This window comes from Streptomyces sp. NBC_00016, assembly GCF_045040885.1.
Taxonomy (GTDB): Bacteria; Actinomycetota; Actinomycetes; order Streptomycetales; family Streptomycetaceae; genus Streptomyces; species Streptomyces coriariae.
The window spans coordinates 717,847-739,623 of sequence record NZ_CP108304.1 but is presented as its reverse complement, the minus strand read 5'-3'; the positions used below and the strand labels follow the sequence as shown (position 1 = coordinate 739,623).

The following is a 21,777-nucleotide window of genomic DNA, read 5'->3' as shown; positions in this document are numbered from 1 at the left end:
GGACGTGTACCGCGGTTTCAGTAGTCGGTCCTCCGGATACGGGAGGCGGCAGTGCCAGTAACCGGACGACGACGGGAGGGCCCTCGCCGCGACAGCCTGATCAGGGCAAGCGCAAGCAGATCTGGAGTTCCCTGACGTGGCTGACTATTTGTATCGACTGGGCCGTCTGGCCTTCCGGCGGCGCGGTCGGGTCGCCTTGATGTGGCTGGCCGTACTGGCCGCCGTCGCACTGGGCGCCCTCCAGGCGCCGGGAGCCTCCGACGAGGAGTTCTCGATGCCGGGCATCGAGTCCCAGAAGGCGTACGACCTGATGCAGGAGCGCTTCCCCGGCGCTGCCGCCGACGGCGCCACCGCCCGGATGGTGTTCGTCGCCCCCGACGGGCGCAAGGTCACCGCCGCCGCCGAGAAGGCGGCGATCGAGGAGACGGTGGACGCCCTGGGCCAGGGCTCGCAGGTGGCCGGTGTCGCGGATCCCTACGAGACGAAGGCCGTCAGCGAGGACGGGTCCGCCACCGTCACCTACAAGGTGAAGTCCTCCGAGGTCACCGACGCCGACCGTACCGCGCTGGAGAGGGCGGCCGACCGGGCCCGGGACGCCGGACTGACCGTGGAGACGGGCGGCTCCGCCATGGACAGCGGCGGCGGACCCGGCGGCGTCGCCGAGATCATCGGCATCTCGGTGGCGGCCGTCGTGCTGCTGGTCACCTTCGGCTCGTCGGCAGCCGCCGGGCTGCCACTGCTGACCGCCATACTCGGCGTCGGCGCGAGCATGTTCACGATCACGCTGCTGGCCGACGCCCTCGGTCTGTCCACCAGCACCGGCACCCTGGCGATGATGCTGGGTCTGGCGGTCGGCATCGACTACGCGCTCTTCGTGGTCTCCCGCTACCGCGAAGAGCGGGCCGAGGGACACTCTCCTGAGGAGGCGGTCGGTCTCGCGGTCGGCACGGCCGGGTCGGCGGTCGTCTTCGCGGGCCTGACCGTGGTCATCGCGCTGGCCGGTCTGGCGGTCGTCGGAATTCCGATGCTGACCAAGATGGGCCTGACCGCCGCCGGAGCGGTCGTCGTCGCCGTGGCCGTCGCCCTCACCGTCGTGCCCGCGCTGCTGGGCTTCTGGCCGAACGCCGTGCTGGCGGGCGCCGTACGCGGGCAGCGGCGCGGCGGGCGTCTGCTCCGCCTCGTGAAGTCCGGCAAGGCCGGGGCGGGGGAGAGGCAGGGCGTGAGCGACAACCGCGGCACCCGCTGGGCCCGCTTCGTGCTGCGCCGCCCGATCCCCGTACTGCTGCTGGGCGTCCTGGGCCTCGGTGTCCTCGCGATCCCGATGACCGGGCTGGAGCTCGGCATGCCGGGCGACGAGGCGAAGGCCGCCTCCACCACCGAGCGCCGCGCCTACGACGCCCTCGCGGACGGCTTCGGCCCCGGGTTCAACGGGCCCCTGACCGTCGTCGTCGACGCCAAGGGGGCCGACGACGCCAAGGCCGCGGTCGACACGATCAACCGGAAGATCGCCGACACCAAGGGCGTCGTCTCGGTCACCACGCCCCACTTCGACGACGCCGGGGACACGGCGGTGTTCACCGCGACGCCGTCCACCAGCCCGACCGACGAGCAGACCAAGACCCTCGTCACGACCATCCGCGGCGAACGTTCCGCCATCGAGTCGGGGGCCGGCGCCGCCTTCGAGGTCACCGGTGGCACCGCACTGAACATCGACATCGCCGGGAAGGTCCAGGCGGCGTTGGTGCCCTACCTCGTCACCATCGTCGGCCTGGCCGTCCTCCTCCTGCTGGTCGTCTTCCGCTCCGTGCTCGTCCCCGTCAAGGCGGCGCTCGGCTTCCTGCTCTCGGTGCTCGCGGCGCTGGGCGCGGTCGTCCTGGTCTTCCAGCAGGGTCACGGGGCGGGCGTGTTCGGGGTGGAGCAGACCGGACCGATCATGAGCCTGATGCCGATCTTCCTCGTGGGCATCGTCTTCGGCCTCGCCATGGACTACGAGGTCTTCCTGGTGTCGCGGATGCGGGAGGCGTACGTCCACGGCGAGTCCGCACGGCAGGCGGTCGTCTCGGGGTTCCGGCACAGCGCCCGGGTCGTCGTGGCCGCCGCACTGATCATGATCGCCGTCTTCGCGGGCTTCATCGGCGAGAGCGACTCCATGATCAAGATGATCGGTTTCGGCCTGGCCTTTGCCGTGCTGCTCGACGCCTTCGTCGTCCGGATGGCCGTCGTGCCCGCCGTCCTCGCCCTGCTGGGCGACCGGGCCTGGTGGCTGCCCGGGTGGCTGGACCGGATGCTGCCCCGGGTCGACATCGAGGGCGAGGCCCTCACCCGGCACCCGGCCGACGCCGCGGACCGCCACTCCGACCGGGGCCCGGCCCCGGACGAGCCGGTCGAGGCGCGCGTCTGACCGGGCCCGCACCGGCCGCTCAGGGCCGTCCGTGGCGAAGACCACGGGCGGCCCCGCGCGGCCTTTCGCGTCATGTCGTCCACCATGGCGCTCAGGCCCTGCACTTGGAGAGACAGATGACCACCAGCCTGGAGCGCTACACAGGGCGTCGGCACATCGCCACGGACCTGGTCCTGGCCCTGGGGCTGCTCGGCACCGTGACCCTCGGCGCCTCGATCGCCATCCCCGGCATCAGCCAACCGCGCGAGGACTGGCCGGCCGTGCTTCTCGCGGCCGTCTCCTGCCTGGTCCAGTTGAAGGCACGCACCCGCCCGCGCACCGCTGTCGTCGTGGCCACCGTCTGCACGGTGATCACCGTGGCGCTGGGCTACCTGGTGTCACCCCTTCTGCTGGCCCCTTTGATGATCGCTCTGTACCGGCTGGCCGCCGGGACCGACCCCCGGACCACGCGCGTGTACGGCGGCCTGACCATCGCCGTGGTGGTGGCCTCCGCCGTGATCGACACCGACACCCCCACGACCGGGATGTACCTGCTGCGCAGCATCGGCCCGGTGCTGTGGCTGATGCTGCCCCTGGTCGGCGGCGGCCGGGACCGGCTGCGCCGTGACTACGTGGACTCCGTCCAGGCGCGCGCCGCGCACGCCGAGCGCACCCGCGAGGAGGAGGCCCGGCTGCGGGTCGCCGAGGAGCGGATGCGTATCGCCCGCGAGCTCCACGACGTGGTGGCCCACCACATGGCCGTCGCCAACGCCCAGGCAGGCACCGCCCGCCACCTCGCGCCCACCCACCCCGAACAGGCGCAGAAACTGCTCGGCGAGCTGACCACCACCACCTCGTCCGCGCTGCTCGAACTCCGCGCCACCGTCGGGGTGTTGCGCCAGATCGGCGACCCCGACGTCGATCCGCTGAAACCCGCCCCCGGCCTGGACCGCCTCCCCGAGCTGATCGCGACGTGCGAATCCGCCGGCGTCGAGGTCTCCGTCACGACCGAGGGGGAACCCCGGCCCCTGTCGCCGGGCGTGGACCTGACGGCGTACCGGATCATCCAGGAAGCCCTCACCAACGTCACGAAGCACGGCGCGGGCAGAGGGGCCCGCGTCCGGCTCACATACTCCGACTCCCGTCTGCTCGTCTCGGTCACCAACGACGGGACCGCCGCCCCCGTGCCGGTCCCGGAAGGCGGTTACGGTCTGATGGGCATGCGCGAGCGCGCCCACTCCGTCGGCGGCGACCTGCACGCCGGTCCCCGCCCCGAGGGCGGCTTCGAGGTCGCCACCGCGCTGCCGCTGCACCTCCTCGCCCCGGAAGAAGACGAGACAAGCCTTTGAGCATTCGTGTCCTGCTCGCCGACGACCAGGCCCTGCTGCGCGGCACGTTCCGGCTGCTGATCGACTCCTGCGAGGACATGGAGGTGGTCGGCGAGGCCGCCGACGGCCGGGAAGCGGTGGATCTCGCCCGCGTCCACCGCCCCGACATCGTCCTGATGGACATCCGCATGCCCGGCACGGACGGCCTCGCCGCCACCGCCGCCATCTGCGACGACCCCGGGCTGTCCGGCACCCGGATCCTCGTCCTCACCATGTTCGAGACCGACGAGTACGTCGCCAAGGCGCTGCGCGTCGGAGCCAGCGGCTTCCTCGGCAAGTACGTCACCACCGACGCCCTGCTGGCCGGCATCCGCACCGTGGCCGCGGGCGAGGCCCTTCTCTCGCCCGGCGCGACCCGCGCCCTCATCACGCGATTCCTCACCGCTCCGGCCCCGGGCGCCCTCCTGGCACCTGCGGAGCGCCTGAACGACCTCACTCCCCGCGAACGCGAGGTGACCACCCTCGCCGCCCGGGGCAAGTCCAACGACAAGATCGCCGAGGAACTCTTCCTGAGCGTCCTGACCGTCCGCAGCCACATCCAGCGCGCCCTGACCAAGCTGGGCGCCCGCGACCGCGCCCAACTCGTCGTCATCGCCTACCAGACCGGACTGGTGCGACCCACCTCGCCACAGCCCTGAAACCTGAGTGGATCACTCGACGCCCCGCACATCAGATCGGTGGCCACCCGTACGCGGTGCGGGATCCGGTGGAGATCGAGATCGCGCAGGCGGTCCTGGTCGGCCAGGTGTCCTTGGACGACCCGCGGCTGTCCGACGAGGCGGGCGCCCGGTCCCTGCCGGCCCAGTTCGACAGCGAGGCCCGCGCGGACATGATGGGGGGGCGATGCCGGGGTCCTGTACCGGCTGATCCGACCGCAGGACCTGGCCGAGCGGCGTTTCGACCGGGCGATGTTCACCTGGCAGTGCGGCTGACGGGCGAGCGGGCCGCGGCGAACGACGTCGAGTCCTCGCGGCTCAGGGGGCGAGGGGCAGCCGGCGCTTGTGGTCCGTGAGCCGGTAGCGGTCGACGATCGTTGTGAAGACGCCTTCGTCCACGGCCCTGCCTTCCAGGAAGTCGTCGATGTCGTCGTAGGCGACCCCGAGCGCGTCCTCGTCGGTCTTGCCGGGATCGAGGGTCTCCAGGTCGGCGGTCGGTACCTTGTGCACCAGCTCGGCCGGCGCTCCCAGCGCGTCCGCGACGGCTCGCACCCGCCGTTTGGTCAGGCCGGACAGCGGGACGAGGTCCGCCGCGCCGTCACCGAACTTGGTGAAGAAACCGGAGACCGCCTCGGCGGCGTGGTCGGTGCCGACGACCAGTCCGTGGTGCCCGCCGGCCACGGCGTACTGGGCGATCATGCGCTGCCGGGCCTTGATGTTGCCCAGCACGAAGTCCTGGTGGTAGACGTCGCGGAAGCTCACCTCGGCGCCCAGCACGGCCTGGAGCGCGGCGTCGCTCGCGGGCTTGATGTCCACGGTCAGCACGTGGTCGGGCTGGATGAAGGAGAGAGCGAGCTGGGCATCGTGCTCGTCGGCCTGGACGCCGTAGGGCAGCCGCATCGCGTAGAACCGTGCCTCGTGCCCGGCGTCGCGGGCTCGCCCGACCGCGAGCTGGCACAGGCGGCCGGCGGTGGTGGAGTCGACGCCGCCGCTGATGCCGAGCACGAGCGAGGACAGGCCGGTGGAGGTCAGCCGCTCCGCGAGGAACGCCACCCGGCGCTCGATCTCCGCCTCGGCCTCGAAGGTCTCGGCGACCTCGAGTTCCCGGGCGATCTCCTGCTGAAGGGTGAGGAAGGCCGGGTCGTTCACATCTGCTCCTGGTTCCGGTTCGCGTGGTGCCGGCGCCCCGCCCTCGAGGAGGGGGAGGACCGCCGGTGGATCAGTGTCGGACAGCCGCGACCGTCCGGCGCCGGGGCGCGCAACCCAGTGCCCCGGACCGCGGTCGGACAGGCGCGCTAGACGCGGGGCGCTCCCGTCACCGACATCACCAGCGAGTACAGCGAGGTGGTGGCGGTGATGAACATGCGGTTGTTCTTCGGCCCGCCGAAGGTGATGTTGGAGACCGGTTCCGGCACCCGGAGCCGTCCGATGAGGGTGCCGTCGGGGTCGTAGCAGTGAACGCCGTCCTCCAGGGCGGCGGCCCACATACGGCCCTGGTCGTCCAGGCGGATGTTGTCGAAGTGGACGCCCGCCCGTGCTTCGGCGAAGACCTCCTGTCCGGAGAGCGTGCCGTCGGCGTGGACGTCGAAGGCGTGGATACGGGCGCCTCGCGAGTCGGAGACGTACAGCCGCTTCTCGTCCGGTGACAGGATGACGCCGTTGGGTCCGTCGAAGCCGTCGGCGGCGAGGTGCACCCCGCCCGTCGCCGGGTCGACCCGGTAGACGTTGCAGGCGCCGATCTCGGACTCGGCCCGATGACCCTCGTAGTCGCTGGTGATGCCGAAGTCCGGGTCGGAGAACCACAGAGTGCCGTCGGAGCGCACGACGGAGTCGTTGGGGCTGTTGAGCCGCTTGCCCTCGAAACGCTCGGCCAGGACCGTCACCGTGCCGTCCGGCTCGGTACGGGTGACCCGGCGGTTGCCCTGCTCGCAGCTGACCAGGCGGCCCTGCCGGTCGAGGGTGTTGCCGTTGCTGTGTCCGGCCGGATCGCGGAAGACGCCGACCGTCCCGGTGGCCTCGTCCCAGCGCAGGATGCGGTCGTTCGGGATGTCGCTCCAGATCAACTGGCGCCAGGCGGGCAGGTACAGCGGACCCTCCGCCCAACGGCAGTCGTCGTACAGCACCTCCAGCCTGCCGTCGCCGTTCGTGCAGCGTCCGGTACGGAAGCGGTCGTCCAGGATCTCGTACAGGCCATCGGCGGGCATCGGGGTCCCTTCGCCTTCGCTGATCAGGATCTGATTCAACGTAACACGTAGATCACCGAACAGGATATGGTCAGAGCATGAAGCCGATAGATGACATCGACCGTGGCTTGATCGCGCTGCTCCAGAAGGACGCGACGCGGTCCTATGCCGAGTTGGGCAAGGGCGTCGGCCTGTCGGCGGGTGCCGCCCATGAGCGAGTGCGCAGGCTGCGGGAGTACGGGGTCATCAGGGCCACCACGGTCGACGTGGACCCCGCGGCCCTCGACCGCGGGGTCCTCGCCTTCGTGCTCGTCGACTCGACGGCCTGGATGGGCGACCGCGCCGAGGACTTCGCCGGCGTACCGGAGATCCAGGAGGCCCACGTCATCGCGGGCAGCGCGGCGGTCCTGGTGAAGGTGCGCACGGCGAGCACGGAACAACTCCAGGACGTACTGCGCCGTCTGTACGCGATCGACGGGGTCAGCGGCACCCAGGCGACCGTCGTCCTGGAGACGTTCTTCGAACGACCACTGGACGCCGGGTAGGCGCGGCGCGCGCCTGCGGTGGCAGGTGCCTCCGGCTCGCCGGGAAGCCTCCACCGTGCGCGCAGACAAGTCTCTTCGTGCACCTGTTCCTCGGTCAGGGGCCCAGGGAAAAGCGCTGGAGGGATGATGATCGGGCTGGTACCTTGCAGTCGACCGTGACACCGCCCCAGGAGGTGAGACCCATGACCGTTGTAACGACGTGGGTGCTCTCCCTTCCCGTCACGGCCGGCGACTGACGTAGGTGTCGCCGGGAGCGCCTCGACCACAAGGCACTCCCGAAAGGCAACACCTGTGCACTCACTGCAGTTCACCGCCGAGTCGTCGTCGAACGGCACGATCGAGCGCGACTTCACCGTGGGCGACGTCCCCGGAGTTCTCCGGTCGCCGGCCTCCGGCGCCGATCGCGCGCCCCTGGTCCTGCTGGGCCACGGCGGCGGCAACCACAAGAAGCATCCGGCGATGGCGGGCCGCGCCCACCTTCTCGTGACCGGCTGCGGCTTCCATGTCGCCGTCATCGACGCGCCCGGTCACGGCGACCGGCCGCGCACCGCGCGCGACGAGCAGGAGATCGCCGAGCTGCGCGAGGCGCAGGCGGCGGGCGAGCCGGAAGGTCCGATCGTCGTCCGGTACAACGCCCGGCTGGCGGAGCTCGCCGTACCCGAGTGGCAGGCGACCCTGGACGCCCTTCAGCAGCTTCCGGAGATCGGCGCCGACGGGCCGGTGGGCTACTTCGGCATCGGCCTGGGCACCGCGATCGGCATGCCACTGGTGGCGGTCGAGCCCAGGATCACGGCCGCGGTCTTCGGCCTGATGTGGCCCGATGCCCTGATGGAGACGGCGAAGCGGATCACCGTCCCGATCGAGTTCGATCTGCAGTGGGACGACGAGCGCATCCCGCGCGAGGCCGGCCTCGCGCTGTTCGACGCCTTCGCCTCGCAGGAGAAGACGTTGCACGCCAACGCGGGCAGGCACTTCGACTTCCCCAGGTTCGAGGCCGACAGCGCGGTCCGGTTCTTCGCCCGGCATCTGAGCCACGGGGGCACCGCAACGGCCTGAAGGTGAGCGGCAGCGGCGTCCGGTCCGCCCATCGGGCGCCGCTGTCGAGATCGTCGTTCTCCCGGCTCGCCTCGCGGCCGGGAACTACTGTCGCGTGCATGGTCGAACACAGTGCCCTAAGTGTCACCCGCCAGGGATACGACGCTGTTGCCCCCACCTATGCGCAGATGTTCCGCGACTCGCTGCGTGACAGTCCCCTGGACCGCGCGATCCTGGGCGTCTTCGCCGAGGTCGTCCGTACTGGTGGGGAGGGCGGTCAGGTCGCGGACCTGGGGTGCGGGCCCGGTCATGTCACCGCTCATCTGGACGAGTTGGGGCTGTCGGCGTTCGGTGTCGACACCTCTCCCGCGATGATCGAGTTGGCTCGACAGGCCTATCCGCGCCTGCGGTTCGACGTGGGCTCGATGGCCGCGTTGGACATCGCCGACGGTGTGCTGGGCGGCGTGCTCGCACGGTGGTCCATCATCCACACTCCGCCGCAGGAACTCCCCGTCGTCCTGGCGGAGTTCCATCGTGTGCTGGCACCCGGCGGCCACCTTCTGGTCGGCTTCTCGGCCACCGATGGTCCGTCGCACCCGACGCAGGTCTTCGATCACACCGTCGCGCCGGCCTATCGGTGGTGGCCCGATCACCTCGCCGCGATGCTGCGCAAGTCCGGGTTGGCCGAGGTGGCCCGGACGGTCCGCGAGCCTCGGCCCACCGACCGGCGGCAGTTCCAGGAGGTTCACCTGCTCGCCCGCAAAGCCCAGGCGGGAGCCGCCTGACGCTACCGGGGACGTCCTGGGTCGCGGCGTAGAGCAGCGACAGCGCGCCCCGCTCCCGGCGGTCGCGCTGCCGGGAACGGGGCGTGGTCGCACTGAGCGCCGGTCACCGCCGGGGCTGCTCGCGCGGTGGGTCAGGAGGCGACGAAGTCGGCGATCTGGCCGAGTACGACCGTGTCCGTCAGGTAGCCGATGTGGGTCTGGCAGAGCACGTTGTTGTTCGTCGCGCCGTCCAGTCGGGTGCTGGTGTACGGGATGATGATGCCGTCGCACGCCGAGTACCAGGTGGCGTACCGGGTGGTGCCCGGCGTTTCGTCGCCCGCGGTGATCTGGGCGATGAACGACGAGCCCGGGTACATCTGCTGGCAGGTCGTGTAGATGAGGCAGGCGCCCGCGTAGGTGGTTCCGTGGTTCGCGCCGGCGATCGAGGCGAGGTGGCTGACGCTGGTGTTGCCGCCCAGGACCTTCAGGTAGTACTGACTGACGAGGCCGCCCATCGAGTGGTTGACGATGGCGACCTTGCTCGCTCCGGTCCGCGCCTTCACGGTGTTGACGTAGGTCGCGAGCCCCTGGGCGTTGGTGATGTTGTTGCCGTAGGAGTTGTACTCGTAGGCGAACAGGTTGGAGCTGGACCAGCCGTTGAGCCGGAAGACGCTCAAGGCGGTGGTCCAGTTGGACGCGTTGCCGGTGTAGCCGTGGACGAAGACGACCGGTGTGCTCGTCGACAGCGGCTGGGCGGCCGCCTCGGCCGACCGGGCGGTGGAGGCGACCGACGCGGCGGCCGTGGGGGTGGCGCCTGCCGTCGGCGCTGCGGAGAACAGGGTGAACGCGAGGGTGGCGGTCGCGAGAACACCGAGGATCCGGCGCGGGGCATGACGACGCATGGAGCCCTCCTGACGAGGATGCGGGTGGCTGGACCTGACCAGCGTCGTGGCGCCGAGCCCGGCGGCAATCGGCGAAATCACCGGCGTGCGCGGGACCGCCGGGCACCCCGGATCGTGGAGCCCTTCATGCTGGTCGGCAGCCCGTCAGGGGCCTTCCCGCCGGGGCGGGCGACGTCGCGTCCGCGGTCGGGCTCGGCCTGAGCACGCCTGCCGTCCGCCCCTCGGTCTGCGCACTCGGCGGTAGGCGCCGCCCCGTCGCCCGTCTCCGCCGCCCGCGGACCGGAGTCGTTTAGTCGACCGTGTAGCAGCGGATCACGATGTGTCCGTCCTCCTCCCGGGCGAGGCCCACGAAGACCGTGCGCGCGAGCCAGCGGTGTTGCGGGGCGTCCGTGCGGAAGACGGGGGCGGTGCGGAAGTACGTGCCGGACTCGGCGAGGCGAAGGGTGCCGTCGTACAGGTCGGGGCTGTCGGCGTGCTCGTGGTAGTAGCCGCGGTTGACGATGTCGATCACGGCACCGTCGTCGGCCCGCAGGAGGTAGCGGGCCTCGAGTTCACAGACGGTGCCGCGGGTGTTGGACCAGTCGCCTCCGCCGGCCAGGACGGTGCCGCCCAGCCGGGGGCCGTGGACCGTTCCGCCGGTGATGGGGGTGAACTCGGTGCGCTCGCCGTCGCCGTGGCCGATGTGCAGGCTGGGGGCGACCGCCGCGCGGATCTCGAAGGCGTAGGTCAGGGAAGGTGTCACGGTCATTCCTGGCTTCCGTTCTGTGCGGTGCGGCGGGTCGGCTTCCAGCCCCGGCGGGGCACGGAGTCCCGCAGCCGACGGGTGTAGGGGGCTTCGGGGTCGGTCAGGACCGTCTCGGCGGGTCCGCGTTCGACGACGCGGCCGCGGTGCATGACCAGTACGTCGTCGCAGACGTGCCGGACGATGCCGAGATCGTGGGTGATGAACAGGTACGCCACTTCGGTGCGTCGGCGGATGTCGGTGAGGAGGGTGAGGATCTGGGCCTGGACGGAGACATCGAGTGCGGCGACCGCCTCGTCGAGGACGAGGAGGCGCGACCGCACGGCCAACGCGCGTGCGATGGCCACCCGTTGGCGCTGCCCGCCGGAGAGTGCGCGGGGCAGCGCGGCGCCCTGGCGCTCGTCGAGGCCCACCTGGTCGAGCAGTTCGGCCACGCGGTCCGCGAGGGGCGCGCCGCGCAGGTCCGTGTGCAGGGCGAGGATCTCGGCCAGGCTGTCGCCCACCTTCTGCCTGCGGTCGAGCGAGGCGTACGGGTCCTGGAAGACCATCTGCACCTCCCGGGCGAAGCGCCTGCGCTCGGCGGTGGCCGCCCGGCGGCCCGGATGGGCCCGGCCGCCGAGGAGCACCGTGCCGGCGGTGGGCTCCTCCAGGCCGACGATCATCCGCGCGGTGGTGGTCTTGCCCGACCCCGACTCGCCGACGACGGCCAGGGACCCGCCCGGCACGATCTCCAGGTCGACGCCGTCGACGGCGACGAAGTCCCCGAAGGTCTTGCGCAGGCCGGTGACCCGGAGGGCGGGAAGGGAGGACGGTTCATCGGCCATGGGGGGTGCTCCTCGCGCCGGGCTGCGGTGTCACGCGGGCGTCGGCGGCCGGGAAGTGGCACGCGGCCAGGCCCTCCCCGGCCGGTGACAGCGACGGTCGTTCGGTGTGGCAGAGGTCCTGGGCGTGCGCGCAGCGCGGCGCGAAGGCGCAGCCCGGACCGGTCTCGAAGGCGGACAGCGGGCGACCGGGGACGGCCCGCAGCGGCTCGGCGGTGGCCGCCGGGTCGGGCCGTGAGGCGAGCAGCGCCCGGGTGTAGGGGTGACCGGCCCGCTCGTGCAGGTGCCGGGCGGGCAGCTCTTCCACCACGCCGCCCGCGTACATGACGGCGATCCGGTCGCAGACCGCCGCGGCGAGCGCCAGGTCGTGGGTGATGAAGAGCATGGCCAGGCCGCGCTCGGCCCGTGCCTCGTCGATGATCGCCATGACCTCGGCCTGGGTGGTGACGTCCAGTGCGGTGGTGGGTTCGTCGGCGATCAGCAGGCGGGGTTCGCCCGCCAGCGCCGCGGTGATCATCACGCGTTGCAGCAGACCGCCGGAGAGCTCCGGGGGCCGCTGGCGCATCCTGCGGGACGCGTCCGCGATGCCCACCTCGCGCAGGAGGGCGGTCACCTTGGCCTCGGCCGCGCGGGGCCGCACTCCCCGGGTGGTGATCAGCGCCTCCGTGAGGAAGTCACCGACCGTACGCACGGGATTGATGTGGGCCCTCGGGTCCTGGAAGACCATCGCCACGTCGTGGGCGCGCAGTCGGCGCAGCCCGGCCGCGCCCAGCGTGGTCACCTCGCTTCCGTCGAAGCGGATGGAACCGGTGGTGCGGGCCCGTGAGGGCAGCAGCCGCAGCACCGCTCGGGCCGTCATCGACTTGCCGGATCCCGACTCGCCCACCAGGGCGACGGCCGTCCCGGCGGGCACGGTCAGGTCGGCCCGGTGGATCACCCGGCGCATGCCGTCCCGGGTCGGCAGGTCGACGCGCAGATCGTCGACGACGAGCAGGGGCGGGGAACCGGTCATCGGTCGTCTCCCAGGAGCTGTCGGGACAGGCCGCCGCCGAGGAGGCTGCACGCGATCACGAAGACGACGATCACCGCGCCGGCGTACAACGACTGCTCGGCGCGCCCGGCCAGGATCCCGGTGGAACCGTTCGCCACCATCAGCCCCCATTCGGCGGTCGGCGGCTGGGCGCCGAGTCCGATGAACGAGAACGCGGCGACGTCGAGCAGGGCGTAGCCGAAGGAGGTCGCCACCTGCACCAGCACCAGGGGCAGCAGATTGGGCGTCAGATGGCGCAGGCAGATCCGCGGTCCGGACATGCCGAGCATGCGCAACGCCGACACGTACGGCAGGTTCCGCTCGCGCAGCGCGGCGCTGCGCACCACCCGTCCGATGTAGGGCAGGTAGGCGAGGGACAGCGTCACCACCGCCACCTGCAGGCCCGCGCCGAAGACGGCGGCGGCCACCACGGCCAGCACCAGACCGGGGAACCCGAAGACGATGTCCAGCAGGGCGGACACCAGCCGGTCGTACCAGCCGCCGAGCCAGGCGGCGCTCACCGCCAGGACCGTGCCGCCGAGTCCGGCGGTCAGGGTGACGGCGGCCGGGGCCAGCAGGCTGGGGCGGGCGCCGTACAGGAGCCGGGACAGGATGTCCCGTCCGGTGTCGTCGGTGCCGAGCCAGTGCGCGGCGGAACTGCCCTGGTAGACGGCGGCCGGGTCCACGGCGTCCGGATCGTAGGGGGCCAGCAGGGGTGCGAACAGGGCGGCGAGGACGGCCACGGCGACGACGGCGCACGCCACGACGAGCACCCCGCGCCCGCGGGTCAGCCGGCGCAGCCTCGACCACCGGGCGCCGCCCCGTCCGAGGGCGGCGATCTGATACGTGGTCATGCGGTGCCCTCCAGGGAGACCCGGTGGTCGAGCGCGGCCGTGACCACGTCGACCAGGGTGTTGACCACGACGAAGACCACGACGGTGATCAGGGCGAGGGCCTGGACGACGGCCAGGTCCTGCTTGGCGGCGCTCTGGACGAGCAGGGCGCCGATGCCGTTGATCCCGAAGGCCTGCTCGACGATGGAACAGCCGGCGATCAGTCCGGCGACGGCCACGCCGGAGACGGAGAACAGCGGTCCGGCGGCGTTGCGCAGGACGTGCTTGCGCACGACGAAGCGCTCGGGGACGCCCCGGGCCCGCGCCGTCTCGACGTGCTCGGAGGCCAGTTCGGCGCGCACCGCCGACCGGGTCACCTGGGCGACGTAGGCCAGCCAGGCCGTGGCCAGGGCGAGCGCGGGCAGGGTGAGGTGTTCGAGGCGCCCGGTGAAGCCGTCGCCGGCGCCGTAGGCGGGGAGCCAGTCCCACTGGACGGACAGCCACCAGATGAGCACCACCGACATGACGAACGTGGGCACCGCCATGAGGGCGGTGGTCACGACCGTCACCAGGGTGTCGCCGAAGCCGCCGCGCAGGGCCGCGACGGTGCCCAGGGTGACGCCGGGCACGATGATCAGGACGGCCGCGTACGCCACGAGGAAGGCGGTGTTGCCGATGCGCTCGGTCACCAGGTGGGTGACGGAGTCCTGGTAGGTGAGGGACTGTCCGGCGTCGCCGTGCAGCATCCCGCCGAGCCAGCGCCAGTAGCCCTGGAGGAACGGGTCGTCGAGGTGGTACTGGCGGTGGATCTCGGCGAGCAGCTGGGGGCTGGGCGGCTTTCCGCCGCCGATGAGGAGCGTGGCGGGATCGCCGGGGGCGATGAACAGGGCGCCGTACACGGCGACGCTCGCCACGAGCGCGGTCACCACGAGCATGGCCGCCCGCCGGGCGACGAAGCGTCCGATCATGACGTGCCCTCGCCCGTGCCGCCGAGCTGGGCCGCCCAGGGCATGTTGATGTAGGCGAAGGACGCGGGGGCGCCGCTGAGGCGCTTGTTGAGGAACATGCGCTCGTAGGGGACGGCGATCGGCACGATCGCCAGGTCCTCGGTGTACAGGGCCTGGGCCCGGGTGAACAGCTCGGCGGACTTCTTCGGGTCCAGCGTGGCGCGGGCCTCGGTCAGCAGGGAGGTCACCTCGGCGTTGTCGTAGCGCGTCCAGTTCATGGGGGACGCGGGCGAGGTGAACATCTCGGCGTACGACAGCGGGTCGGGGATCTCGACGTAGCCGAGGGCCATGGTCGCGTCGAGGCCCTCGCGCAGCGAGGCGTCGTAGAACAGGCCGGACATCTGGGTGGGCTGGAGCTGCTTGATGACGATGCTCAGCCCGATCTTCTTCGCGCCCGCCTGGAGGAAGGTGAGGATCTGGAGCGACTGCTGATCGCCGGCGCCCATCGCGATGGTGACGGTGCGCTTCTTCGGGGCGGCCTGCGCGACGAGCTTCTCGGCGCGGGCGACGTCGGCGTCCGGGACGGCGGGCAGGGCGTCGTAGCCCTTGGCGTAGACGTCGGAGGCCTCGCCCGTCTTCCACACGAGGGACGGGATGAACGTCTTCTCCTTGCGGGCGGCGCCGTCGAAGACGTTGCGCACCAGGGCGTCGCGGTCGAGCACCAGGGAGAGCGCCTGGGTGATGCGCGGGTCGGCGAGGGGCGAGTCCGGGCCGGTGGGGGAGACGAACACGGTCTGCGCGGAGGGCCCGTAGTAGAGGGTGCCGGCGTCGGAGGAGCGCAGGGCCTTGGCGACGGTGGAGGGGATCTCGTAGCTGCCGTCGATCTGGCCCGACAGCAGGGCGCTGGTGAGGGTGCTCGCGTCGGTGATGAACTTGAAGGTCAGCCTGGCGGCCTTGGGCCTGAGGGCGGTGTCCCAGTAGGCGTCGTTGCGGACGGCGGTGAGGGACTCGCCGGACTTCCAGGTCTTCAGCTCGAAGGGGCCGGTGCACATCAGACCGCCCTTGGCGGTGCCGTAGGCCGCGCCGGCCTTCTTGACGTACGCGGCCTCGCTGACCGCGCCGAAGCCGTTGACGAGGTACTTGAGGAACAGCTCGTCGGGCGTCTTGAAGCGGACGGTGACCTGGTGGTCGCCGGTCGCCGTGATGGTGCTGACGGTGGACAGGACCTGGGTGTTGACGCTCTGGGTGGCGGGGTCGCGCTGCCGTTCGAGGCCGGCCACCACGTCCTTGGCGGTCATGGGGTGGCCGTTCCAGAAGGTGACGTCGTCGCGCAGTTCGAGCACGAGCGTCTTGGGGTCCGGGCGCTTCCACGAGGTGGCCAGACCGGGGGCGACGGAGTAGTCGGCCTTCAGCCGCAGCAGCGGATCGCAGAGGTTGGAGACCACGGTGCTGGGGGAGTAGTCGCCGACCTTGGCCGGGTCGAGGGTCGTGGGCTCGCCCAGGGGCAGGTTCCAGGTGACCTCGTCCAGGGCGCCGGACGCCGCGGGCGTGGTGGTGGTCAGCTTCGGTTTCTGGGGTGAGGACGACGGGCTGCCGCCGCCCGACGAACAGGCGGAGAGCGTGAGGAGGGTGGACAGGGCGGTGACGGCGAGGGCGGTTCTGGGAGCGTGCATGGTGGTGCTCCTGAGGCGGGACGGTGGCCGGGTGACGGACCCTTCGGCGTGGGGGAGCGCGGGCGCGCGGGGGCCCGCGGGGTGCGAGGTGTGTCAGCCGGCGGGCGGGGTGAGGACGGTGACGGTCAGCCGGGACGGGGTGGCGCCGCCGGTGGCCAGGGTCTGCGTGCTCGGCTTCGGGACGAGGGTCGTCCAGGGGTTCTCCTCGCTGCCCGAGCACGGCAGGTACATGGGGTAGTCGCTGCTCGCCAGGAGCAGCGCCAGCCGGTGACCGGCGCGCAGCCGGTAGCCGGTGTGGCCGCACTCGACGCGTACCTCGCGGGAGGTGCCGTCGCCCCGGACGGAGACCTGGCCACGCACGACGAGCCGTGCCGTGCCGTCGGGGGCGAGGTCCAGCACCTTGGCGAAGACGTCGAACACCGGGGCCGTACCGGCGAGATGAAGGTCCAGGCGCACGGGCCCGGCGAGGTCGAGCGGGTCGGCCAGGACCGGTCCGGTGAAGGCGAGGACGTCGTCACGGGCGGCGAGAGGGCCGGCGTCGGGGTGGTCGCGGAGGTAGGAGAAGGAGTCGGGGACCAGGGACGGGACGAGGTCGTCCGGGTCGTAGGCCCACTGCGTGCGGTCCTCGTCCACGACGGGGGCGCCGAGGAGGGCGCCGCCCGGCAGGGGCCCGGCCGCCGTGGCCCGACCGGTGAGCCAGAGGGTGCGCTCTGCGCTGTCCGCCGGGGGCCACGCGGGCGCCGTACGCCAGCCGGCGTGCCCGAGTTCCCAGGTCACCTTGGCCAGGGCGGTCACCGGGCGGCTGCCCTTGAGGAAGACGTCGAAGAAGTCCAGCGCCGGGCCGGCGTACTCGGGCAGCAGCCGGTCGAGGGCCGCCTCGCTGGTGGCGTGGTCGGTGTCCTCGGTGACGGGTGCGTGGTCGAGGCGGTAGTTCTCGTGGTCGACGGCGCCGGCCCACAGGTACTGGACGGCGTCCCAGCCGGGCCGGGCGGCGAGTGCGAGGTAGTCGTTCATGTGCGGGATGCCGATGTTGTCGTACCAGCCGACACAGTGCAGGACGGGCACGGGCCGGGAGTCGAAGGGGTGCCTGCCGAGGGCGTGCAGCACGTCGGTCTGGCGCGGGGCGAGGAGGTCGAACCAGGCGGAGCGGGCGCCGATGGCCTCGAAGGCCCGCTCGTACTGGTCGATGACCGGGCGGACGCGCCGGTCGGGCTCCCAGTCGTAGCTGTCCTGGTCCACCCAGTGGTGGGCGTAGTACTCGATGCCCTCGACCCACACCGGCCGGCCGACGCCGGTATCCGTGACACGGGGGTCCAGGGCCGTGGTCGCGTTGAAGTCCACCGTGGTCACGCGCGGCACGATGGCGCGCAGGGCGGGGTGCTGGGAGGCCACCGCGGCCCACTGCGTGAAGCCGTAGTAGGAGTCGCCGAACATGCCGACCGCGCCGTCGGACCAGGGTTGGTGGGTGATCCAGTCGATGGTGTCGTAGCCGTCGTCGGGCTCGCGCAGGAAGGGCAGGGTGCGACCGCCGGAGCGGAACTTGCCGCGTACGTCCTGCACGACGAGGGCGTAGCCGCGGGCGGTGAAGAGGCGGGCCACCTTGTCGAAGTAGACGTAGCGGCTGTTCTTGTCGTACGGGAGGCGGACCAGTACGGCGGGCAGGGCGCGGTCCGTGGCGGCGGCGCGCTCGGGCAGGTAGACGTCCGTGGCCAGACGCGTCCCGTCCCGCATGCGCACCAGGTGCTGGACGGCGTGATCGGGGACGGGAGCGGCTCCCGTACGTGCGAACGGAACTCTCATCGAGTGTTCTCCGGGTGGTTCGGGCTCAGAAACCGGGCTGGAACGGGAACGGGAACGGGATCGGGAATCCGAGATAAAACGTCGTTGTGTAACGGCGTTGTATGACAACATTGCAGCTCCTTGTAAACGGGGTCAACCCTCTGCGTTAAGGTCTGCGACATGCCGATCGAGGTAGACGAGGCGCGACGGCTCGACGAGATCGCCGCCGCCACCCTCCATGTGGCCCGGGAACGGGGCGTCCGTTCCGTCACCATCCGGGCCGTCGCCGCCCGACTGGGCGGCTCGACGGCCATGGTGACCAACTATGTGGCCAGCCGGTCCGCTCTCATGATCAATGCCATGCGGTGGGCGGAGCGGGAGTGGGGCGCCCAGATGGACGGCGCGTTGGTCGGTCTGACCGGCGAGGCCCGCCTGGAGGCCGCGCTGAAGTGGATGTGCACCACGGAGCCCGACGACGAGATCCTGCGCCGGCTCCTGATGGAGATCGCGAGCGAGGGGCCCGATGCCGGCCCGGCGGTCGAGGGCGTCCGGCGCACCACCTCCCGGCGTAACCGCGACGAGCTGAGCGCCCTGGCCGCCGAGGCCGGACTGCCCGACCCCGCACTGGCCGGCGACGTCCTCCATCTGCTCACCCGGGGGTACTGGCTCACCACGCTGGAGGATCCGGAGGGCTGGCCCGAGGAGCGTGCCGCGCGCACCCTGCTCGCGGTGGCCGCCCTGCTGCGTGGCGCGTCTCCCGCGGACTGACGCCGCCGACGGGGCTTGACACCCGAGGGTGCCCGGGCGCAGGCTGACCGCGAAATAAAACGCTGTTTTATGACGGACGGCGTCGCCACTGTCTCTCTGCCGGGTCCCGCCGTGTCCCCCCGTGTCCGGTCAGGGTCGGCGCATTCCGCTCCGTCCGGTGCGACGGTGGACGGTGGTCGCGCGACCGGCGTCTCCGTCCCCCGAGGGGGCGGGAGCTGCCGTGCTTGCGTCCCGTCCCGGCTGCGACCGGCCTGCCGCGCGAACCCGCCCGGGTGCCGTTCCTTCCGTCCTTCCCCGCCGCTCCGACCGTTTCTCCTCCGTCTCCTCCGTCTCCTCCCCGGCCTCACCCACCGACGCCCGCCCGTGCCGCCGCCGGGCCGGGCCCCCGCAAGCGAAGAGGTATCCGATGGCGACTTCTCCCCGCCCGACCCAGCCGTGGCAGCTTTCCGCGACCGAACTCGCCGCCGCCGTCCGGGCCCGTGAGATCTCCTCCACCGAACTGGTGCGCTCCTGCCTGGAACGCGTCGAGGAGACCAACCCCCGACTGAACGCACTGGTCGACCTGCGGCCCGAGGAAGCACTGGAGGAGGCCCGCCGGGCGGACGAACGGACCCTCTCGGGCGCCGAACTGGGGCCCCTGCACGGCGTGCCCGTCTCCATCAAGATCAACACCGAGCAGCGAGGGTACGCCACCAGCAACGGGATCCCCGCCCTCGCCCACCGCCCCGCCGAGGGCGACGCCGCCTGCGTCACCGCCCTGCGCACCGCAGGCGCCGTACCGCTCGGCAGAAGCAACTCACCCGCCTTCTCCTTCCGCTGGTTCTCCACCAACGAACTGCACGGGCGCACGCTCAATCCCTGGGACGCCGAACGCACCCCCGGCGGGTCCAGTGGCGGAGCCGCCGCGAGCCTGGCCGCCGGGATGACGCCGCTGGCCCAGGGCAACGACATCGGCGGTTCCATCCGCTTCCCGGCCGCCTGCTGCGGCGTCGTCGGGGTGCGCCCCACCGTCGGCCGGATCTCCGACTGGGCCCCGCCCGCCTACGCCGACACCCCCGCGGGGCCGGTCCAGCTCGACTTCCCGCCCACCGTGCACTCCTGCGCGGTGCAGGGCCCGCTGGCCCGCACCGTGGCGGACGCGCGGCTCGCCCTGCACGCCATGACCACACCGGACCTGCGCGACTCCGCCGGCGTCCCCGCCGTTCCCCTGCGGCCCCGCCCCGCAGGTCCCGCACGGGTACTGCTCGTTCGCGGCAACGGCACGGTCAAGAACCATTCGGCCGTCGACCGCGCGCTCGACCGGGCGGCGGCGCACCTCGCCGACGCCGGCCACGCGGTCGAGGAGGTGGCCGAACTGCCCCTGCTGGCCGAGGCCGCCCGGCTGTGGGCGCTGCTGATCACCGAGGACATCCGTCCGATGCTGCCCGTGGTGCACCAGCTCGGCGGGGACGACATCCGCACCGCATTGGAAGGCCACTTCGCGGCCGCCGCCGAACTGTGGGGCGAGCGGCCTGATCTGGAGACCTACATCAACGGATGGGCGCGGCGGGCGACGCTCGTCACCCGGCTCCAGGAACTCCTGGGCGGCGACCGGATCCTGCTCACCCCGGTGTGCGCCGAACCTCCCTTCGAGCAGGACGCCGACATCACGGACCGGGACCGTGCGCTGCAGCTGTTCCCCGCCATGTGGCCGATGACCGCCGTGCCCGTCCTCGGCTTCCCCGCCGTCACCGTGCCGGTCCGCGTCGAGAACGGCCTGCCGTTCAGTGTGCAGCTGATCGGCGGCCGCTTCGAGGAGGACCTCGTCCTCGACGCCGCACAGGCCGTCGAGGACCGGTCCGAGGTGCCACGGCTCTGGGACTGACCGCTGGGACATGTTGATTCCCCGGCTCCGGGACCGACCCCCGGGGGCCGGCCGGCCTTCGGGGACTCCGGGACCGGCCGCGGAGGCGGGACGACACCCCGGCCCGCCACCGACCCGCTCGACCCGCACGCCGCGACCTGCCCGCCGCGACCGGAGCGAGGGGCGCGAGGGGCGCGGCGCCCGCTGATCCTGCCGGGGCGGAATCTCCGTTGCCGGGAAGCCGTACCGCCCGCGATCCTGAGGCGATGAGGTACTCCGTATGCGGCTGAGGCTGCAACAGTTCAGGCCCCGGACCGGGCCGCACGAGCACCGGGTCGTCCAGCCGAGGAAGCCCCTTCGCCACACGTCGCTCAGTGCCCCCGAGCCCATCGGCCTGTTGCTGGGCGACCATGACGGGCTGAACCGGCTCGCGGGTCTGTTCTCCTTCGCCGCGTACTCCCGGCACACGATCGTCCATGTGCCGCTGCGCGACAGCCTGCGGCCCGACGAGGGCTTCGGCACGCCGGTCGATCTCGTCCTGGTCCACGACACGCTCGGTCTGCGTCCCAGCAAGTGGCCCGAGCTGCGCCGCAAGCTGGTGACGGCACTCCGCTGACCGTCGGCACCGTCGAGGAACGCACGGCCAGGGACGCCGCCGGATGGCGTGAGCGCGGGACCCGGGCCAACTTCCGGGACGAGCTGCGGCACGCCACCCACGCCCGCACGTTCTTCCTGTTCGGCAACCGCGAGGTGTTCGCCGAGACCGCCACCTCCCTTGCCCACGCTGCGGGTTGGGGTCCGCGCCAGAAGGGCGTCACCCAAGGCCACGCGGCCCTGATGACGGCCCTCCCGACACTGGTCCAGGAACCCGGCGGCGGGCACCCCGTGGAGGTGTTGGTCTGCTTCAAGCCGTACCCGCCCTACGCCCACTTCCAGCGGCCGGGACGTTGAGCAGGCAGCCCGACTCACGTGCTCCGGGCGGACCTTCGCCTGCGACGACCGAGACGCCTGCCATGATCGTCACCATGGGCATACAGATCGCATCGGCCGGCGTGGCCGACTTTCACCAGGTCCTGACCGATCACGCCCGTTACTGGGGCGAACGCGACCTTCGATCGCTGCACCTCCTGGCACTGGTGCAGGAGTTCGGTTCCACCTGTCTGGTCGCCCGGGCCGAGGACGGAATCCGGGGGTACGTCTTCGGGTTCGTGACGCCGGAAGGCACCGGGTACGTGCATCTGATCGCCACGCGGGACGACGCCCGTGGCACGGGTCTCGGGCGCCGTCTGTACGCGGCGTTCGCCGAAGCGGCGCACCGTCATGGCGCCCGGCGGTTGAAGGCGATCACGTCGGTCGCGAACACCGGCTCGATCGCGTTCCACCGCAGTCTCGGCTTCGAGGTGAAGATCGTCGACGACTACAACGGTCCGGGCCTGGCCATGGCCGTCTTCGACCGTGATCTGGCCGTGCCCGCCCTGGTTCCGTAAC

20 protein-coding genes and 1 pseudogene are annotated in these 21,777 nt (G+C 71.8%); 11 read left to right on the top strand and 10 right to left on the bottom strand.

All coding sequences use genetic code 11. From position 1 onward, the window contains the following. Positions 1-136: 136 nt before the first annotated feature. From OG933_RS03395 to OG933_RS03380, 4 genes are all read left to right on the top strand, one after another. Positions 137-2,401: an MMPL family transporter gene (locus OG933_RS03395; protein WP_405625254.1), complete on the top strand. Its 2,265-nt coding sequence runs from the start codon at positions 137-139 to the stop codon at positions 2,399-2,401. 116 nt (positions 2,402-2,517) lie between these two features. Continuing rightward, complete coding sequence (locus tag OG933_RS03390) at positions 2,518-3,729, top strand: sensor histidine kinase (RefSeq protein WP_020126564.1); 1,212 nt, start codon at positions 2,518-2,520, stop codon at positions 3,727-3,729. Beyond that, positions 3,726-4,406, top strand: coding sequence for a response regulator transcription factor (locus OG933_RS03385; protein ID WP_362533074.1), 681 nt, complete (start codon positions 3,726-3,728; stop codon positions 4,404-4,406). The genes OG933_RS03390 and OG933_RS03385 overlap by 4 nt, the downstream gene beginning before the upstream one ends. Positions 4,407-4,622: 216 nt before the next feature. Beyond that, the gene (locus tag OG933_RS03380; protein ID WP_405633223.1) at positions 4,623-4,700 is read left to right on the top strand and encodes a DUF1963 domain-containing protein; all 78 of its coding nucleotides are present in this window, start codon (positions 4,623-4,625) and stop codon (positions 4,698-4,700) included. 42 nt (positions 4,701-4,742) lie between these two features. Here the strand turns inward: OG933_RS03380 and nadE are convergent, their stop codons facing one another. Further along, entirely contained in the window at positions 4,743-5,573 is an 831-nt protein-coding gene (nadE, locus tag OG933_RS03375) for an ammonia-dependent NAD(+) synthetase (protein WP_405625251.1), read from the bottom strand. 146 nt (positions 5,574-5,719) lie between these two features. Next, the gene (locus OG933_RS03370; RefSeq protein WP_405625249.1) at positions 5,720-6,628 is read right to left on the bottom strand and encodes an SMP-30/gluconolactonase/LRE family protein; all 909 of its coding nucleotides are present in this window, start codon (positions 6,626-6,628) and stop codon (positions 5,720-5,722) included. 86 nt (positions 6,629-6,714) lie between these two features. Here OG933_RS03370 and OG933_RS03365 point away from each other — a divergent pair, with 86 nt between their 5' ends. From OG933_RS03365 to OG933_RS03355, 3 genes are all read left to right on the top strand, one after another. Then, positions 6,715-7,152, top strand: a complete 438-nt coding sequence (locus OG933_RS03365; protein WP_405633222.1) for an Lrp/AsnC family transcriptional regulator — start codon at positions 6,715-6,717, stop codon at positions 7,150-7,152. A gap of 291 nt (positions 7,153-7,443) precedes the next feature. Then, complete coding sequence (locus OG933_RS03360) at positions 7,444-8,208, top strand: alpha/beta hydrolase (RefSeq protein WP_405625248.1); 765 nt, start codon at positions 7,444-7,446, stop codon at positions 8,206-8,208. Between the two features lie 98 nt (positions 8,209-8,306). Continuing rightward, on the top strand, positions 8,307-8,972 hold the full coding sequence (locus OG933_RS03355) for a class I SAM-dependent methyltransferase (protein WP_362533063.1): 666 nt from the start codon (positions 8,307-8,309) through the stop codon (positions 8,970-8,972). A 131-nt stretch (positions 8,973-9,103) separates the two neighbouring features. Here the strand turns inward: OG933_RS03355 and OG933_RS03350 are convergent, their stop codons facing one another. From OG933_RS03350 to OG933_RS03315, 8 genes are all read right to left on the bottom strand, one after another. Further along, on the bottom strand, positions 9,104-9,853 hold the full coding sequence (locus OG933_RS03350; protein ID WP_405625246.1) for an esterase/lipase family protein: 750 nt from the start codon (positions 9,851-9,853) through the stop codon (positions 9,104-9,106). Positions 9,854-10,142: 289 nt separating this feature from the next. After that, positions 10,143-10,601, bottom strand: a complete 459-nt coding sequence (locus tag OG933_RS03345; RefSeq protein WP_362269228.1) for a DUF3237 domain-containing protein — start codon at positions 10,599-10,601, stop codon at positions 10,143-10,145. Next, positions 10,598-11,419 carry an ABC transporter ATP-binding protein gene (locus tag OG933_RS03340; RefSeq protein WP_405625244.1) on the bottom strand — a complete coding sequence of 274 codons (822 nt, stop codon included), beginning with the start codon at positions 11,417-11,419 and terminating at the stop codon, positions 10,598-10,600. Before OG933_RS03340 ends, OG933_RS03345 begins: the two co-directional genes overlap by 4 nt. Beyond that, positions 11,409-12,428 carry an ABC transporter ATP-binding protein gene (locus OG933_RS03335; protein WP_362533054.1) on the bottom strand — a complete coding sequence of 340 codons (1,020 nt, stop codon included), beginning with the start codon at positions 12,426-12,428 and terminating at the stop codon, positions 11,409-11,411. Before OG933_RS03335 ends, OG933_RS03340 begins: the two co-directional genes overlap by 11 nt. Further along, complete coding sequence (locus tag OG933_RS03330; protein WP_405625242.1) at positions 12,425-13,300, bottom strand: ABC transporter permease; 876 nt, start codon at positions 13,298-13,300, stop codon at positions 12,425-12,427. The genes OG933_RS03335 and OG933_RS03330 overlap by 4 nt, the downstream gene beginning before the upstream one ends. Further along, a complete protein-coding gene (locus OG933_RS03325) occupies positions 13,297-14,247 on the bottom strand; it encodes an ABC transporter permease (RefSeq protein ID WP_362269220.1) in 951 nt (316 codons plus the stop codon). The genes OG933_RS03330 and OG933_RS03325 overlap by 4 nt, the downstream gene beginning before the upstream one ends. Beyond that, a complete protein-coding gene (locus tag OG933_RS03320) occupies positions 14,244-15,899 on the bottom strand; it encodes an ABC transporter substrate-binding protein (protein ID WP_405625240.1) in 1,656 nt (551 codons plus the stop codon). The genes OG933_RS03325 and OG933_RS03320 overlap by 4 nt, the downstream gene beginning before the upstream one ends. 93 nt (positions 15,900-15,992) lie before the next feature. Beyond that, entirely contained in the window at positions 15,993-17,699 is a 1,707-nt protein-coding gene (locus tag OG933_RS03315; RefSeq protein ID WP_405625239.1) for a CocE/NonD family hydrolase, read from the bottom strand. A 159-nt stretch (positions 17,700-17,858) separates the two neighbouring features. Here OG933_RS03315 and OG933_RS03310 point away from each other — a divergent pair, with 159 nt between their 5' ends. The 4 genes and pseudogenes from OG933_RS03310 to OG933_RS03295 all read left to right on the top strand — a co-directional run bounded on the left by OG933_RS03310 (position 17,859) and on the right by OG933_RS03295 (position 21,776). Then, complete coding sequence (locus tag OG933_RS03310) at positions 17,859-18,446, top strand: TetR/AcrR family transcriptional regulator (protein WP_362269214.1); 588 nt, start codon at positions 17,859-17,861, stop codon at positions 18,444-18,446. A 406-nt stretch (positions 18,447-18,852) separates the two neighbouring features. Further along, the gene (locus OG933_RS03305) at positions 18,853-20,310 is read left to right on the top strand and encodes an amidase (RefSeq protein ID WP_405625237.1); all 1,458 of its coding nucleotides are present in this window, start codon (positions 18,853-18,855) and stop codon (positions 20,308-20,310) included. 259 nt (positions 20,311-20,569) lie between these two features. Then, positions 20,570-21,240: pseudogene (locus tag OG933_RS03300) on the top strand (hypothetical protein). A 62-nt stretch (positions 21,241-21,302) separates the two neighbouring features. After that, positions 21,303-21,776: a GNAT family N-acetyltransferase gene (locus OG933_RS03295; protein ID WP_405625235.1), complete on the top strand. Its 474-nt coding sequence runs from the start codon at positions 21,303-21,305 to the stop codon at positions 21,774-21,776. The last annotated feature ends 1 nt before the right edge of the window (position 21,777 follow it).

Coding starts and splice junctions, on each gene's coding strand:
- OG933_RS03390 (WP_020126564.1), top strand. CDS start 2,518: ATGACCACCAGCCTGGAGCGCTACACAGGGCGTCGGCACATCGCCACG.
- OG933_RS03370 (WP_405625249.1), bottom strand. CDS start 6,628: ATGCCCGCCGATGGCCTGTACGAGATCCTGGACGACCGCTTCCGTACC.
- OG933_RS03355 (WP_362533063.1), top strand. CDS start 8,307: ATGGTCGAACACAGTGCCCTAAGTGTCACCCGCCAGGGATACGACGCT.
- OG933_RS03350 (WP_405625246.1), bottom strand. CDS start 9,853: ATGCGTCGTCATGCCCCGCGCCGGATCCTCGGTGTTCTCGCGACCGCC.
- OG933_RS03345 (WP_362269228.1), bottom strand. CDS start 10,601: ATGACCGTGACACCTTCCCTGACCTACGCCTTCGAGATCCGCGCGGCG.
- OG933_RS03340 (WP_405625244.1), bottom strand. CDS start 11,419: ATGGCCGATGAACCGTCCTCCCTTCCCGCCCTCCGGGTCACCGGCCTG.
- OG933_RS03335 (WP_362533054.1), bottom strand. CDS start 12,428: ATGACCGGTTCCCCGCCCCTGCTCGTCGTCGACGATCTGCGCGTCGAC.
- OG933_RS03330 (WP_405625242.1), bottom strand. CDS start 13,300: ATGACCACGTATCAGATCGCCGCCCTCGGACGGGGCGGCGCCCGGTGG.
- OG933_RS03325 (WP_362269220.1), bottom strand. CDS start 14,247: ATGATCGGACGCTTCGTCGCCCGGCGGGCGGCCATGCTCGTGGTGACC.
- OG933_RS03320 (WP_405625240.1), bottom strand. CDS start 15,899: ATGCACGCTCCCAGAACCGCCCTCGCCGTCACCGCCCTGTCCACCCTC.
- OG933_RS03315 (WP_405625239.1), bottom strand. CDS start 17,699: ATGAGAGTTCCGTTCGCACGTACGGGAGCCGCTCCCGTCCCCGATCAC.
- OG933_RS03310 (WP_362269214.1), top strand. CDS start 17,859: ATGCCGATCGAGGTAGACGAGGCGCGACGGCTCGACGAGATCGCCGCC.
- OG933_RS03305 (WP_405625237.1), top strand. CDS start 18,853: ATGGCGACTTCTCCCCGCCCGACCCAGCCGTGGCAGCTTTCCGCGACC.
- OG933_RS03295 (WP_405625235.1), top strand. CDS start 21,303: ATGATCGTCACCATGGGCATACAGATCGCATCGGCCGGCGTGGCCGAC.